The sequence below is a fragment of the Vibrio sp. EJY3 genome, assembly GCF_000241385.1.
Classification (GTDB): domain Bacteria; phylum Pseudomonadota; class Gammaproteobacteria; order Enterobacterales; family Vibrionaceae; genus Vibrio; species Vibrio natriegens.
The window spans coordinates 89,210-103,925 of sequence record NC_016613.1; the positions used below are offsets into that span (position 1 = coordinate 89,210).

13 protein-coding genes are annotated in these 14,716 nt (G+C 47.3%); 11 read left to right on the top strand and 2 right to left on the bottom strand.

Annotated elements, in window-relative coordinates; genetic code table 11:
- Positions 1–3 precede the first annotated feature (3 nt).
- The 10 genes from VEJY3_RS00415 (at position 4) to VEJY3_RS00460 (ending at position 9,394) form a co-directional block, all read left to right on the top strand.
- Positions 4–924: a type II secretion system F family protein gene (locus VEJY3_RS00415; RefSeq protein ID WP_014230485.1), complete on the top strand. Its 921-nt coding sequence runs from the start codon at positions 4–6 to the stop codon at positions 922–924.
- Entirely contained in the window at positions 921–1,691 is a 771-nt protein-coding gene (locus VEJY3_RS00420; RefSeq protein ID WP_014230486.1) for a tetratricopeptide repeat protein, read from the top strand. The genes VEJY3_RS00415 and VEJY3_RS00420 overlap by 4 nt, the downstream gene beginning before the upstream one ends.
- On the top strand, positions 1,688–2,164 hold the full coding sequence (locus VEJY3_RS00425) for a TadE/TadG family type IV pilus assembly protein (protein WP_014230487.1): 477 nt from the start codon (positions 1,688–1,690) through the stop codon (positions 2,162–2,164). The genes VEJY3_RS00420 and VEJY3_RS00425 overlap by 4 nt, the downstream gene beginning before the upstream one ends.
- 2 nt (positions 2,165–2,166) lie before the next feature.
- Positions 2,167–2,670 (top strand): hypothetical protein, encoded by a 504-nt coding sequence (locus tag VEJY3_RS00430; RefSeq protein ID WP_014230488.1) that lies wholly within the window; start codon positions 2,167–2,169, stop codon positions 2,668–2,670.
- The gene (locus VEJY3_RS00435) at positions 2,670–4,073 is read left to right on the top strand and encodes a pilus assembly protein TadG (protein ID WP_014230489.1); all 1,404 of its coding nucleotides are present in this window, start codon (positions 2,670–2,672) and stop codon (positions 4,071–4,073) included. The genes VEJY3_RS00430 and VEJY3_RS00435 overlap by 1 nt, the downstream gene beginning before the upstream one ends.
- Positions 4,074–4,095: 22 nt before the next feature.
- On the top strand, positions 4,096–4,626 hold the full coding sequence (locus VEJY3_RS00440) for a HugZ family protein (protein WP_014230490.1): 531 nt from the start codon (positions 4,096–4,098) through the stop codon (positions 4,624–4,626).
- Between the two features lie 117 nt (positions 4,627–4,743).
- Positions 4,744–5,133: a YbaN family protein gene (locus VEJY3_RS00445; protein WP_014230491.1), complete on the top strand. Its 390-nt coding sequence runs from the start codon at positions 4,744–4,746 to the stop codon at positions 5,131–5,133.
- Complete coding sequence (locus tag VEJY3_RS00450) at positions 5,130–6,728, top strand: ABC transporter ATP-binding protein/permease (RefSeq protein WP_014230492.1); 1,599 nt, start codon at positions 5,130–5,132, stop codon at positions 6,726–6,728. Before VEJY3_RS00445 ends, VEJY3_RS00450 begins: the two co-directional genes overlap by 4 nt.
- Entirely contained in the window at positions 6,725–8,371 is a 1,647-nt protein-coding gene (locus VEJY3_RS00455) for an amino acid ABC transporter ATP-binding/permease protein (RefSeq protein ID WP_014230493.1), read from the top strand. Before VEJY3_RS00450 ends, VEJY3_RS00455 begins: the two co-directional genes overlap by 4 nt.
- A gap of 261 nt (positions 8,372–8,632) precedes the next feature.
- Positions 8,633–9,394 carry a hypothetical protein gene (locus VEJY3_RS00460; protein ID WP_237708168.1) on the top strand — a complete coding sequence of 254 codons (762 nt, stop codon included), beginning with the start codon at positions 8,633–8,635 and terminating at the stop codon, positions 9,392–9,394.
- 62 nt (positions 9,395–9,456) lie between these two features.
- Here the strand turns inward: VEJY3_RS00460 and VEJY3_RS00465 are convergent, their stop codons facing one another.
- Positions 9,457–11,910 carry a bifunctional diguanylate cyclase/phosphodiesterase gene (locus tag VEJY3_RS00465; RefSeq protein WP_014230495.1) on the bottom strand — a complete coding sequence of 818 codons (2,454 nt, stop codon included), beginning with the start codon at positions 11,908–11,910 and terminating at the stop codon, positions 9,457–9,459.
- A gap of 153 nt (positions 11,911–12,063) precedes the next feature.
- On the bottom strand, positions 12,064–12,972 hold the full coding sequence (locus VEJY3_RS00470; protein ID WP_014230496.1) for a DMT family transporter: 909 nt from the start codon (positions 12,970–12,972) through the stop codon (positions 12,064–12,066).
- A 169-nt stretch (positions 12,973–13,141) separates the two neighbouring features.
- Between VEJY3_RS00470 and rmuC the strand changes: the two genes are divergently transcribed.
- The gene (gene rmuC / locus VEJY3_RS00475; protein ID WP_014230497.1) at positions 13,142–14,674 is read left to right on the top strand and encodes a DNA recombination protein RmuC; all 1,533 of its coding nucleotides are present in this window, start codon (positions 13,142–13,144) and stop codon (positions 14,672–14,674) included.
- Positions 14,675–14,716 lie beyond the last annotated feature (42 nt).

Below are 14,716 nucleotides of genomic sequence, written 5' to 3' on the forward strand. Positions count from 1 at the left end.
TTCATGGGGCAATGGTTCGTTTCTTCAACCTCGCTTGTCGCTCTGTTGGTAGCGGGTGTGGTGTTGATGTCTGTGTTGCTGTGGTTGTTCTTGTCACAGCAGTCTCAAAGTTGTTGGCAGGCGCAGTGTAAGCGTTACTTAAACCCTGGTAATGATAATGCTGTGATTGAGGCTTCGTCATCGTCATTTCTCGCCGGGTTAGGTGTGTTGTATCCCACTTCTGACAAAGAGAAACAGCGCTTACAGCAAATGCTGGAGCATGCCGGTATTGCGTCTTCGACTGCCTTAAATTCGGTGCGCGGCGCCAAGCTTTTGCTCGGTTTGTTTAGTGCGAGTGCTGCTCTGATTTGGCAGGCGGTATCTGGAGAACTGCTCGATGCATACACCCTAATGATGACGTTAATCGGTTATGTGCTGGGGTCAAACTTACCGGAATACTGGTTGCGCCGCCAAGCCAATCAGGCTCAACAGAAGCAGCAGCAAGTCGTGCCTGACGCCATCGACTTGATGGTGATCAGTGTGGAAGCCGGGCTGTCGCTGGAGCGTGCATTGGAGAAAGTCGGTCTGTATTTGCTCGATGTTGAGCCGATGTTGGCGCGACAGTTATTGCGCACTCACGCAGAGATTCAGGTGCGGGGAGAGTCTGCACAGTGTCTGAAAAAGCTGGCGTGGCGCACGGGGCTGAAAGAGGTAGAACGTCTCGCCAGTACGCTAGCGATGGCCGAGCGATATGGCTCTCCTTTAGCGGAAACCATGCGCACCATCAGCGCCGATGCCAGACAACTACGCAAAATGACGTTGCAGGAGCAAGCTGGTAAGTTGCCGGGACGCATTACGCTGATTCAAATGGCTTTCATTATGTTGCCATTGATGGTGCTGATCGTCGCACCGACCATGAACTTGTTATTGGAGAGTTTAAAATGATGACGACAAACCCGACCAAATGGCTGTTGTTGGTCTGTCTAAGCCCTCTGCTATTAGGCTGCGCGACGGCGAGCAAAGTGAAAAAGCAGACTGAAAATAATACTCAAGCACTAGCCGAAGCAGCATTCAATTATGGTCAGTATGGTAAAGCGGAGCAGCAGTATCTTAAGTTGCTCGAGCTCTCACCAGATAATCTCACTTACCAAATGATGTTGGCTCGTAGTCAGTACCGTCAGGACAAGAAAGAAACCGCGATGGCGAAACTGCGTTATGTGTGCGCGAATCCGGAGCCTGTCTCTGCGCAAGCGTGCATGTATCTTGGCCGCTACTTGCTTAGCAACAGTCGTGTGACCGAAGCTATCGAGGTGTATAAGTTAGGGCTACCGAAAGCGGACGGTCCACAGGTTGAAGCGCAGCTGCATAACGGCCTTGGTATCGCATTGTTGGGCAGTGATGCCTTACAAGCACGAACGGCGTTACAACAAGCGATGATCCTCTCACCAGATAACCCTCATTTTCGTTCTAACTTGGCGATCAGCTATCTGCATGACAATCAGGTCGAGAGAGCTCGAACAACATTTTCTCCGCTCTTGGCGTATCAGCAGTTACCTCCGCAGGTAGAGCTGAATTTCGCGCTGTTGTTACTGGCAGAAGGTAATGAAGACCAAGCGCGAGCGTTACTTACTCGTCATTTACCCGCGAGCGAAGTTGAGCGCGATCTAGCTATCCTCAACGCGCGTTTGACGGCGATGCGGAATGCCCAATGAGTCGGTGTCGTTCTCGTCAGCGAGGTGTCATCAGTTTAGAAACCGCACTGCTATTTCCTGCGGTCTTAGCGGTGTTGTTAGCCTTTTTTGATATTACCCGTGTTCATTTGCAATACGGATTATTGGAACACGCGATGCGTAGCTCATTGCGGGTGCTGTTAGCAGAAGACTGGCGCGTTAAACCGTTGAATCCCTCTGTTATCAAACAAATGCTCGATGACAACAGCTACGGTTTTATCGACCAGGTCGAGGTCAGCATCATTCGTTATGACTCGTTGGAAGAGATGCTTCGAGTGGGGAAAGAGCAGGAAGAAGTAGAGGCCAGCGCGTTCTTTCGCCCGAGAGACCCGGTTTTTCAGGTGACCGCGACGCTCTCGACACAAATGGAAATCAGCCCTTTAGCCACGCTATATCCAGAACCCTTGGTGTTTACTAGCACTTTGATTGCTTCACAGGACTTGTTGTTCGATTAACTATGTTTCGATACCCGATTTTTTCCGCGCGTAAACGTCGTTTACAAGGCAGTGTCAGTATGGAAGTTGCTCTGATCTTGCCGATGTTGCTGACCGTGATTGTTGCGGCGTCAGAAATTCTGACCATCCTCCGTGTGGAGCAACGCTTGGTGAACCTTAACTACAACATTCTTGAAATGGTGGGCAATCGCCGGACGTTGACGATTGAAAATAATATTGCCCAGCTCCCATATTTTAGTGGTTTTGCCGAGCAGCAACTCTCGAACATTGCCAAAGGCAACGTGAGTTTGTCTATCGCAATGCACAATGCAGCGACTAAGGAAACCACGCCAGTGATGGTGAGTTCTGCTTGTATGTTGAGTGGAAAATGGCCTGATTTTGACGTCGGTAGCTTAGTAGAAGTCGCGATCTGCTTCCAGCCTGACGACAGTGTTAGTAGTAACGCAATCTGGAAACTATGGCCAAATGGTCGCTTCCACTCTCATATGATCAGGGAAACGAACTGATGATGGCGCTATCTACATATTCTGTGTCTCGTCGCCATCAGGTTGGCGTGGTGTCGGTGTCGGCGGCGATATTTCTAGCCGGTATGCTGACCTTCTTTAGTTTTGTGCTGTTAGTGGTCGTCACCAGTACCACAGACAGCCGGTTATCTATGCTAGCGGATGCCGTGTTGTACTCTTCGTCTGATAGCGTAAGCGCAGATCAAGATGCCAACCAACTGTTGAACGCTAACGTTAGCGACGATGCTACGGGATTATCGGCACCTCAATCGAGGTTAGATAAGCGTGATGACTTCACCACAGCGACAGTGACCGGAAAAGTTAAGGCGAGTGAGTTAGTACTCAATGAAGAGTTAGTGACCGAAGACTTGATTATTCGTCACCAGGCTACCTCCCGATTACACCAGATGACACTAGAAATTGTCATCATGTTGGATGTTTCTGGTTCGATGGAGGGGGCTCCAATGACTCAGGCGATGGACGGATTACGGGATTTTGCTGACATCTTATACGCCGAAGAAAGACGAAATCTGAGTAAAACCATCAGCATCGTACCGGCAACTGGATTGGTTAATGTCGGTTGGCGTCCTAATTTTCTTAAACCTGGTGCGATAGCGATTCCCCGCTCATTACGCACTTTGGCAAAAGAGCAGGGTTGGAAAAACCTGCTGAGTCCATCGGTGCCGGGGCGTTGGCGTGAAGCGATGTGCATGCAGTTGCCCGAGATTCAGTCGGATTTAACCAGCCCTGGAATGTTAAACCCAAGCTGGATACGCAGTTTGGAGCTCGGCCCTAAGCAGCAAAACATTCGCTTCTATCTCGAAACTCACAAGAAGCCACCACTAGGCGCGACTTACAAAAATGGCATGCCGTTGCATTCCTATATTCCAACTAAGAACTCACCGTATAACCCAGAGTGGAAGCACATGCATGCGCTGTTTGACACACTTGACTGTGGTGTTAGCAGTGTTCAGTCATACATGTCCAATTATCGTGAGTTTGTGCATGGTTTAGAAACGCTATATCCGGAAATGAACACAAATAACGCTGAAGGTGTGATGTGGGCATGGCGATTACTGTCTCCAGAATGGCGTGGTGAGTGGGATAAAACCAAGGGTGAACTGCCACGAGATTACGGTTTGAAAAGTAATAAGAAAGTCATGGTGCTGTTTACTGATGGTGACCACTTGATTGATCGAGAAGTACGCGATCGAAAACAAGTGATGTTATGTCGAGAGATGAAGCGAAAAGGAATAGAAATCATCGCGGTGGATTTCAACAACCGCTCACCGTCGATGAAATCCTGTGCCAGCCCGGGTGCTTATTATCAAGCGACCAACCGCACTATTCGCAATGTATTACAACAAGTGGCCACCACACTGAACAAAATTGAATTGGTGGAATAACTACCATTATGAAAGGAACTGTATGTCGTACCGAAAAGAGCAGCTAGAACGTTTACCTGAAAAAATTCAGGGGTTTATTCAGCAATTCTCAACCGCCCAACTGGGAACCGTAGATTCACAAGGCATACCATTGGCGAGTTACGCTCCGTTTGTTCGTCAAGGCAACGACTTCGTCATGTTATTGAGTACTGTCTCGAAGCATGCTCGTAATCTGCAACAAACGCCGAGAGCGTCGCTGATGTTAGTTGAATCAGAAGATAAGGCGCGTCACTTGTTTGCTCGTGAGCGACTGGTCATAGACTGCGATGTCGTTTGTATTGATAAGCACAGCGAGGAAGCCTCACCGCTTAAGCAACAAATGCAGCAAAAGTACGGCGAGATCGTCGAGCAGTTGTGTGGCATGAAAGATTTTAGCTTCTACCGTTTTGCACCACGCTCAGGTAACTACGTAAAAGGATTCGGTCAGGCGTTTCGTCTGGATGAGAACCTTCAACACGCAGTGCATCAGACGGAAGGCCATACCGAGGAAGAGAAGCAGCTACAACCCGCTTAATTATTGCGAGGGCAACCTCGCATTTTTTCGATAACAATAGCGTAAAGCCGTACTGGCCAAAGCGCAGTGAAATTCAGCCCTTCATTACTACAGATAATCTACAGAATGAATTGGAACATGATTAAAAGATATGCCTTTTTAACTATAGGGGTCAGTGCGACAGGGCTGGGTATGGTTGGTGTGTTTATTCCGTTACTGCCTACCGTTCCTTTTGCGTTACTTGCGCTCTATTGCTTTAGTGTCAGTTCGCCTCGTTTTCAGTCGTGGTTGCTCGCCAGCCGTTTGCTCGGTCCAACGCTGAGAAACATTAAAGAAAATCTTGGCCTAACCATAAAAGAAAAGGTGCGAGTACTGATAGTGGTGTGGTGCTCGATACTGGCGACCGTCGTTTGGTTGCTCGGTGAACGACCATCTGCACAAATTACATTGCTGGTGATTGCGCTTATCGAAACCTACATTATTTTGCGCTACAAGACGCGCGTTGATCCAGTTGAGGAAAATAAATGATAGGTAAGATTCCTCAATCCGCAAAACCTTGGCTTTTGGGTTCTGTCAGCAGTGGCGTGTTGGTTATTCTTGGTTTAGTCGGTCAATATTGGTTGGTGAGCCGAGTGTTCAGTGACAACTTTGAACCGATTGTTCTACAGGTGCTATTGGCGAGTGTGACTTTATTAGCGTTACGCTTTGGTGTGATTATTTTCCATCGTTACTTGGGGGCAAAAACGGCGCAGCAAGTGAAGCGGTCAATACGTGAGCAACTGCTTGATAAATTGGCCGCTTTAAAGCCAGCCCAAATGACACCAGAGCTGCGTGGGAAGCTCAATTACCTGCTTGGTGAAGGCGTGGAAGTACTGGACCTATATTGGGGTCTGTTTGTCCCTCAGTTTTTTATCGGTCTGCTTGGCCCTTTGCTAGTGTGTCTATTTATTGCATTCATAGACCCATTTGCTGGCTTTATCTTGCTGTTAATGATCCCTCTAATTCCAGCCATTTTAATGTTGGTGTTTAAACGTTTTGCCAGTGTCAGTGCGACCTATAAGCACAACTTGGCTCTGCTGACGGAGTTGTTTACTCAGAGCTTGCACGGCCTTCCCGTGTTAAAGCTGTACCAGTATTCCAAAATTTGGGGAGCGGAAATTGAACAGCATGGTGAGGCCTTACGACGTTCTACCATGTCGCTCCTCAAAACCAATCAACTGGTGATCTTATTGGTCGACCTGTTGTTTTCTCTGGGCACGATAGTCGCTGCGTCATTGTTGGCGATTACGCGTTATCAATTGGGTATTCTCGACGCAGCATCGGCAGCTTTTATCATTTTGGCCAGTGTCGAGCTGATACGTCCATTGTCTTTAATGGGAGCGTTCTTCTTTGCCGGTGCGCTGGGCCGAGAAGTGCAGGCTGACGTACAACACATCTTGTCTTTGGACGAAAATGAATCCCACCATCTTACACAGCAAAATCATGCCGTTGTTCTTGATGTTCGCGGTTTGGCTTATGGTTATCCTCAGCAAGAAAAACTATTGCAGGGTGTCGATTTAACCGTATACAAAGGTGAACTGGTGGTGCTGCAGGGGCCAAGCGGTTGCGGCAAATCCACCTTGTTCAAACTGATCCGTGGTCAGTTGATGCCCGATGCAGGTGTGATTACCCATCAGCCGATTGGTTACTTACAGCAGATGCCGTATGTGTTTCATCAGACGCTGGACGATAACTGTCGTATGGCGGCATCCAGTGCTACACAAGATGAGATGCGTGATGCGCTAAAACAGAGTGCGCTGGATGAATGGCTAGAGCACTCAGACACACTGTCATTGCATCCGGGTGAAGGCGGAAAGCATATCTCTGGCGGGCAGGCGGCTCGGCTTGGTTTATCTCGAGCATTTTTATCCGATCATGCGCTGATGTTAATCGATGAACCGACCCGCCAGTTGGATGAAGTGACCGAACAAAAAGTGATTGATGCGCTGCATCAGCTCAAGCAGCAGGCCGGCGTATTGGTGATCAGTCACTCACCACGACTAATTGCTCAGGCTGATCGAGTCGTAGATGTCAGCCGTTGGCGCGATGTAACTAAAGTAACAAGATCGGAGGCCTGGGCATGATCAATCAGTTATTAAATCTAGCTAAACCGCACTTAGCTCCGCTTGGTTTGTCGTTGCTTTGTCGGATATTAAATCAGTTAGGCACCATTGCAATCCTCATTGTCGCGGGGCAATACGCGCAAGAATTATTTATTGGCCAACAACCCGTATCGATTTGGCCACAACTGCTTTGGCCGTTACTTTGGATTGGTATCGGCAAAGCAATCTGTCGATATATCGAGCAACTTTCAGGGCATAACGCTGCATTTCGTATCCAAGAAGACTTACGTAATCAAGTGTATTGGCGGCTAGAACAGCAAGCGCCGGACAATATTCACGACCTTTCGACCGGTGACCTCACCGCACGGGTAGTATCGGACATAGAGCGCATCGAAGTCTTCTATGCTCACACCATTGTTCCAGTACTCTCCGCGCTGGTGGTGTCGCTGTTGGTGACTGCTTACGGGTATTGGTTAGTTGGTCCAGCGGCAATCGCCTTGTGTTTACTGTTAATGATTGTCGGTGGTGTGTTGCCTGCGTGGCACCTCAGTCGCAGCGCGAAGCTAGGGCAGAATATTCGCGATCAATTTGGTCTGTTGAATACCTTGCTGACCGACGTGGTATCTGGTTTCAATGAAATACAGAATTGGTCAGCGATGGCGTTTTTTCAGCGCAAAGTAACCAAACAAGGACAAGCGCTTCAACGCTTACATAACACCTTAGCTGTCCGCAATGGTATTAAGGATGCGCTGACAGATTTAATCATTGGTAGTGGCTTTATTGCCATGATTGTCTGGGCTTGGTGGCAGGGAGATCCGCTATCGCTAAAGGCGCTTTGTTTATATGCGGGCGCTTTCGGTCCGGTGCTAGCGTTGACGAGGACTTTTGAGGACTTGCCTCAGACGTTTCCTGCTTGTCACCGAGTTCTGACTATATTGGAAGCGCAGCCGTCAGCAGCACTTAGTGACGATACTAAAGCTCACGCCAGATCTGATTCTGAGGCTCTACTCAGTGTCACAGGTTTAAGCCATCGTTATAGCCCTGAGGCTGACTGGCTGTTTGAAGACTTATCGCTGTCGCTGCCTGCGGGAACGCATTTGGTCATCCATGGGCAAAGTGGAAGTGGCAAGACATCATTGCTGCGCTACTTGGCTGGTATTCATCTTTCCGAGACGACTCCGTTGCGGTTCAAAGGCGAAGCGATTACCTGTTTGAATCGAGAATCAGCTTGGCTGAAAATCAGTTATATACCTCAACAGAGTGTGATTTTTCCCGCGTCTTTGCGCTACAACTTATCTCTAGGTGGTCACTATAGTGATGAGAAACTGATGCAAGCACTACGGCTAGTCTGCTTGGAGCCAATGTTCTTTGCATTATCCGATGGGCTAGATACTGAGTTGGGGCTTAATGGTACTCGTCTCAGCGGTGGAGAAGCGCAGCGGATAGCGTTGGCGAGAGCCTGGTTGCGCGATACGCCCGTTTATTTGTTGGATGAAGCATTCAGTGCGTTAGACAAACAGACCGAGACCGTTATTCGTCAGCGTCTTCGCCAAGATTGGCAAGACAAGTTAGTGGTTGAAGTTGCGCACCAGCCACATGGGCTAAATTCGCACTGTGAACGCAGGCTGATGAAAGATGGTCAACTTACTCCCCTCAGTGACTAAAAGCACATAAACATGCCGGAGTTATCCGGCATTATAGATTACTGACAAAGGATGAGCATTGAGCAATTTTCTACTTGTTTTGGATTTTAGATCGAGCGTAAAGCGTTAACTGGCAAGCCGCCGAAGCATTTTACCCCTTTGTCTTTATATCCCCACCAGTCGTCCAGCTCCTCAATTTTCAAACGGAAGATGTTATTTGCCTCGCAGATAAATAGATAAGTCACTCGTTGATGGCTAATCAGCTATGCATGGTCTCGTCTTTTGGAATCACCTGCTTTAGTTTGTTTCCCAAGTTCAGATTTAGCCAGTAGCGGAATCATCATGCGGTCTATGTTCTTCATCCTATCATTGTGTTTTTGCGGAACATTAAGTGCGCATGAACGTGATTCAGGTACCTCTTTAGAAGTTCTTGTGGGCGCGTCACTTGGTTACCGAACCATTGAAATCAGCGAAAGAGAAAGTGTTATGGAAGTGGCTGAATTTCAGACCGATGGCTTGAATGTCTCACCAAGCATTTCTCTCAGAACTGAGCCTAAATATATATGGCAAGACCGAAACTGGTCTTATACGTTTTCGGCTGACTTTTTTACCTCTAAATTTGATAAGCAAGTTGTGGGAGATGGTGGCGGTTATAACCGCGTTATTAAAAACAAAGGCACCAAAATAGAGGGTTTATCTCTGTATTTTACTCCTATCATCTACTACCAATTTGGGCGAGAAAAACCTGAGGGCTGGCAATATAGAGTCGGTGTTGGGGCTGGGTTGGGATACCAGGATCATAACGGCGAGTTTTTAATCACCAATCGAGAGCACCCCAATTACGGAAAGGTGAGAAAAATTAATCACTCCAAACTGGGTTTATCAACTGGTATTTATGCTGAGGCTAAATATAAAAAGCATCACATCGTATTTAATGGGGATCTCATTACCAATGCGCTATCTGGTGATGACTATCGGTATGTGGAAAACCATGTATCCATTACCTATCGCTATCAAATATATTCTTTTTCTCTGGATTTTTAATTTCTGACGCAGTTATAAAGCCGAGTATTTCTTACTCGGCTTTTGCTGTTAATGGTTGTCCGCTATAGAAATAGCTTGTTGGGAGTAACGGATGGGCTAAATAAAAATCCCTGACCGTAAATACATCCTTTGTCTGACAGGTATTGTGCTTGTTCTTGAGTTTCAATCCCTTCTGCGACGACTTTAAGCGATAAGGTTTTGCCCATAGCGATGATCGCATTAACGATGGCATTGCTGTCGCTGTGACTCGGTACATCTTTCACAAATGAACGGTCGATTTTCAATTTGTTGATCGGCAGACCTTTCAGGTAAGAAAGCGAGGAATAGCCAGTACCAAAATCATCCAAAGATATTTCAATACCCAGTTCTCGCAGTTGATTTAACGACGCAATGGCCTGTTGTGGATCGATCAACAAAAAGCTTTCGGTGATTTCGATATCCAAATGCTGCGCAGAAAAACCAGTCTCTTGAAGTATCACCTGAAGCCGGTCGATAAAGTTCGATTGCTGCAGTTGGAGTGCGGATACATTGACGGCTATTTTGCCGAAATTAATTCCAGACTCCCGCCAAGCGTGGCCCTGAATACAAGCCTGCCTGATAACCCAATCGCCGATGCTTTGAATTAGCCCAGTTTTTTCTGCAATTGGAATAAAATCAGCAGGGGACACTAAGCCAAATTCAGGGTGCTGCCAGCGCAACAGGGCCTCCACGCCAACAATAGAGTTCTGCTCCAGGTTGTATTGGGGTTGATACTCCAAACGCAGTTGCTGTTTCTCTATTGCCTCGTGCAGCGCTGATTGAATTCGCACGTGGGAAATGGACTTGTGAGTCAGATCCGGTGAATAAAAAGCGTAGCCGTTACGGCCATTCTTTTTCGCTAAGTACATGGCAGTATCTGCATTTTTCAGCAGTGTTTCACTGTCTTGACCATCGGTTGGATACAGGGCAATACCGATACTTGCTGAGACACGCAATGATTCGTGACTGGTCAGCTTAAACGGTTGATGGAATACACCTAAGATGCTGTCCACCGTTTTGGACAGCGCGACATCACTTTGCGCCTCTGGAAGAATAATCACAAATTCGTCGCCGCTGATTCGTGCGACATGGGCATTGAGATGCAAGGTGTCTTGCAGACGTATTGCCAGTTTGGTCAGCAATTGATCACCGCAAAAATGCCCCATACTGTCGTTGATGTGCTTAAAGTGATCGATATCCAGGAAAAGGGTCGCAAAGCCTTGCTGGCTCTTTTGACCAGTTTCGATGTGCTGCTCGAGCAATCCAAGTAAATGAGTACGATTTGGCAGATTGGTCAACGGGTCATAAAACGCCATTCGCTGCAGCTTTTCTTCATGTGCTTTGCGCACCGAAATGTCTTCAAACACACAGATATAGTTGATCAACTGATCTTTGTCGTCCATTACAGCGCTTATGGTGGCCAGTTGAGGGTAAAAGCTGCCATCTTTCTTGCGGTTGATGAACTCGCCTTTCCACTGTCCTTTAACTTGTAGCTCAGACCATAAATTTAGATAGAAGCTGCTATCGTGGTGTCCAGAGTGAAGGATTTTCGGCGTATGACCAATCACTTCTTCTGCACTGTACCCTGTGATGTTCGTAAAGGCAGGATTGATATCGATAATGTTTGCATCACGATCGGTGATGATCATCCCTTCTTGCGAATTATTGAAGATTTTCGACGCCAACGTTAGTTGGGTTTCTATGGTTTTTCTACGTGTGATGTTTCGCGTCATGCCCATGACACCAATCAGCTCACCTGCTTGATTGCGTACAGGTGACTTAATGGTTTCGAGCCAGGTTGGATTATTGTTCGAGTCGATTTGTCGGCACTCTTCAACAATATTCTGATTGCCAGTTTCAACCACTGTAATATCAGCTTGAATGAATTTTTCAGCGCGCTGTTCGCTGAAAAGGTCAAAATCATTTTTACCAATGATTTCCTGATTGGTTTTTTGCCAGGCTTGCTCGACGCTTCGGTTAGTCATTGCATACAGGCCATCGGTGCCTTTGATCCAGATATGGTCTTCAAGGCAGTCGATAAACTCTTGTAATGTTGGGATTTGACTTTGATCTTGCTGATACCGCAGATGGCGTTGTTGTTCTTGTTGGTAATGTCGGCTCACATCAAAACTAAACCGACCAGCAAGTGCGCTCAGCCACGCTGGCACGTGATGGCTTTGTGCGTTTGTGTAAGTCAGCGTAATCGCGGCAAACAAATTACCGTTAGGTAGCCACACCGGACAGATGCTGAGGATCTGCTGCTCATAAGCTGTGTTGACGGTTTCTAACTGAAAAGGGATAAATTGAGCGGTGATCTGCTCAATCTCGGCAACAATCGCATCATGGTTCTGCTCTGCGGTCGACAACGCACTGTGTTGCCACTGTTCGTTGTCATTGAAGGCGTAGACTTGTCCCTGTGCATGGTTGGCATTACAGCACTGTTGCAGGGCATCTTGCCAGTCTGCTAATGAAGAAGATGGAATATCAAAGCGAAACATAATTAGTACGGTATCCTGAATCGCCCAACGATGTGTTTATAAAAATATAGCTGAGATGGCTATTGGGCTTTGGCTGTATCGTATCCGACCATAAAATAATTCCAAGCGGTAGAAGACGCTTCAGTTCATAAAAATACGAATTGATAACGTCTGTTAGTGAGAGGCATTGGCGGTTTTCTCTTTTTTGCCAAACTTGACTTGCTGAATCACCAGACCACTGATGATCAATACCAGCCCGATCAGCGTAGAGGGATGAATGTCTTCACCAATAATCGTCGCCAGTAACATCAGGGAGATGAATGGGGAAGCGAAAATCAGGTTACTGATGCGAGCCGTATTCTGTGTTGACTTGAGCGCGCTTAGCCAAAGGACGAACGTAATCCCCATCTCAAAAAGACCCACATAGGTCACCGCAGCCCAGCCTTGGATCGAGATAGTATTCCAGCTTTGTCCTTCATAGATGCTTAACGCAACGGTAAAAGGAATCGCAACCAGAAAACCAAGTAACACGCCTACGACCGGATCCGCTTTGTTTTTTGTGTTGAGAATCCAATATCCTGCCCATAGCAATGTAGAGAGCAGAGCTAAACCAACGCCAAGCGGGCTTTCAAAATCCATGCCTAATATGTTGCCCTGAGTGGCAATCACAATCACGCCCAGGTAGCTAAACGCGCAAGCAATCCAGTCTTTGCTACGAATTTTCTGCCCGAGAAATACCGCTGCCATGAGCGTCAGCGTGATGGCCCAGCTGTAGTTGATGGCCTGAGCCTGAGAGGCCGGGAGCAAGTCATAAGCCTTAAACAGGATCAGGTAGTAGGCTAATGGGTTAATCAGACCAAGTAGCAGGTAATACCAAGGATTCGACAGAAAGGTATCGCTGAGCTGATTCAACTTGCCTTGAACACCACATACGATGATAAGAGCAATGGCAGAAACGATGCTGGCAATACACAGCATCTGAATCGGAGTGAACTCGGCTAATGTGAGTTTAAATGCGGTCGCCACTGTCGACCAAAGTAATACTGCTGAGAGCCCAAATCCTAGGGCGCGACGCTCATTCATGATGCCTCTGTATCGTGTTCAAAGGCTCGGCGATAAGATTTTGAGCGAGCCAAAGGATATTATTTTGAGCAGGTAGTGTATGCGAGGATTTTTCATCCAACAAACTGGACATTTATCCAGTGTCTAAATACCATTGTTATAGATATAAAACACAGGCTAACTCGCTATTATGCAATGGATTCTTGAGCATCAATCTCTCATTCTCTCTACTCTATGTGCCGCTGCAGCCAGCGGAGCGGCGGTCGGTTGGTGGGTAAAACAGCGCTTTATCACTCAAACTCAGCTTCTTGAGCAGCAACTGTCTGCTGAAAAACAGCTTCACCAACAACAGCTTGAGCAAGTGGGGCAGCGTCTGGCTGAAGCGCAACAAGAGCTGGATGAACTGGATGACGAGCGCGATAAAGCGGCATTTGAAGTGCGTCAGTCACACGGCAAGTTGATGGCAGCAATGGAAAAGCTTCGTTATTTCGAAGCCGTCAAACAAGAGCGTCAGCAGTATTTCGATGAGCTCGGGAAAATGCGTGAGCAAAAATCGCGTTTGGAAACGCAACTGCGAGAGCAGCAAGCGCGCCATGAGCAAGTAAATCAGTCGAATGCGGAAAAGCTGCAAATACTGGAACAAGCAGAAGTACGTTTGAAGCAGCAATTTGAGCATCTTGCCAACCAGCTGTTTGAAGAGAAAACCGCGAAGGTGGATCTGCAAAACCGTCAGAGCTTAGAAGGTTTGCTTTCTCCATTAAGGGAGCAATTGGATGGCTTCAAAAAACAAGTTAATGACAGCTTTAGTCAGGAAGCCAAAGAGCGTCATACACTGGTGCATGAGCTAAAAAATCTGCAACGTTTAAACGAGCAAATGACGCGTGAAGCGGTGAACCTGACCCAAGCTTTGAAAGGCGACAACAAGCAGCAAGGTAACTGGGGTGAAGTGGTTCTCGCCCGTGTACTGGCAGAATCTGGTCTGAGAGAAGGGCACGAATACGAGACGCAGGTGAATCTACAAAATGAAGCAGGTAAGCGTTATCAACCTGACGTGATTGTGCACCTTCCGCAAAATAAGCAAGTTGTAGTCGACTCGAAAATGGCTTTGGTGGCGTATGAGCGTTACTTCAACGCGGAAACCGATGCACAGCGAGACCAAGCTTTGAATGCCCATCTTATTGCGCTGCGTGCGCACATCAAGGGCTTAAGCATGAAGGATTATCACAAACTCAAAGGCATCCAAAGCCTCGACTACGTTTTGATGTTTATTCCGGTGGAACCCGCTTTTCAGGTCGCCATTCAGGCCGATCCGAGTTTGGTTAAAGACGCGATGGAGCGGAACATCATTTTGGTCAGCCCGACTACCTTGCTGGTGGCGCTACGTACCATTGATAATTTATGGCGAAATGAACGTCAGAATGAAAACGCGAAACTGATTGCAGAGCGAGCAACCAAACTTTACGACAAACTACGTTTGTTTATTGATGATATGGAAGGTTTGGGCGGGGCGCTAGATAAAGCCAACCAAACGTATCAAGGCGCGATGAATAAACTTGCCACAGGTCGTGGTAATGTGATTCGACAGGCTGAAAGCTTCAAGCAACTTGGTGTCGAGATTAAGCGCCCAATTTCCTCTGATCTTGCACAACTGGCACAGAGTGAAGCATTTTCTGAAAATGAATCGTTAGTAGAAAGACATCCGGCTGAGGATAAAGTAAACTAATCGCCCGCAGTACATTGGGCGACTCTATTTGTCAGCAACCGC

Excerpts from the sequence above, each read along its gene's own strand:
- VEJY3_RS00415 (WP_014230485.1), top strand. The coding sequence starts at position 4 with ATGGGGCAATGGTTCGTTTCTTCAACCTCGCTTGTCGCTCTGTTGGTA.
- VEJY3_RS00420 (WP_014230486.1), top strand. The coding sequence starts at position 921 with ATGATGACGACAAACCCGACCAAATGGCTGTTGTTGGTCTGTCTAAGC.
- VEJY3_RS00425 (WP_014230487.1), top strand. The coding sequence starts at position 1,688 with ATGAGTCGGTGTCGTTCTCGTCAGCGAGGTGTCATCAGTTTAGAAACC.
- VEJY3_RS00430 (WP_014230488.1), top strand. The coding sequence starts at position 2,167 with ATGTTTCGATACCCGATTTTTTCCGCGCGTAAACGTCGTTTACAAGGC.
- VEJY3_RS00435 (WP_014230489.1), top strand. The coding sequence starts at position 2,670 with ATGATGGCGCTATCTACATATTCTGTGTCTCGTCGCCATCAGGTTGGC.
- VEJY3_RS00440 (WP_014230490.1), top strand. The coding sequence starts at position 4,096 with ATGTCGTACCGAAAAGAGCAGCTAGAACGTTTACCTGAAAAAATTCAG.
- VEJY3_RS00445 (WP_014230491.1), top strand. The coding sequence starts at position 4,744 with ATGATTAAAAGATATGCCTTTTTAACTATAGGGGTCAGTGCGACAGGG.
- VEJY3_RS00450 (WP_014230492.1), top strand. The coding sequence starts at position 5,130 with ATGATAGGTAAGATTCCTCAATCCGCAAAACCTTGGCTTTTGGGTTCT.
- VEJY3_RS00455 (WP_014230493.1), top strand. The coding sequence starts at position 6,725 with ATGATCAATCAGTTATTAAATCTAGCTAAACCGCACTTAGCTCCGCTT.
- VEJY3_RS00465 (WP_014230495.1), bottom strand. The coding sequence starts at position 11,910 with ATGTTTCGCTTTGATATTCCATCTTCTTCATTAGCAGACTGGCAAGAT.
- VEJY3_RS00470 (WP_014230496.1), bottom strand. The coding sequence starts at position 12,972 with ATGAATGAGCGTCGCGCCCTAGGATTTGGGCTCTCAGCAGTATTACTT.
- rmuC (WP_014230497.1), top strand. The coding sequence starts at position 13,142 with ATGCAATGGATTCTTGAGCATCAATCTCTCATTCTCTCTACTCTATGT.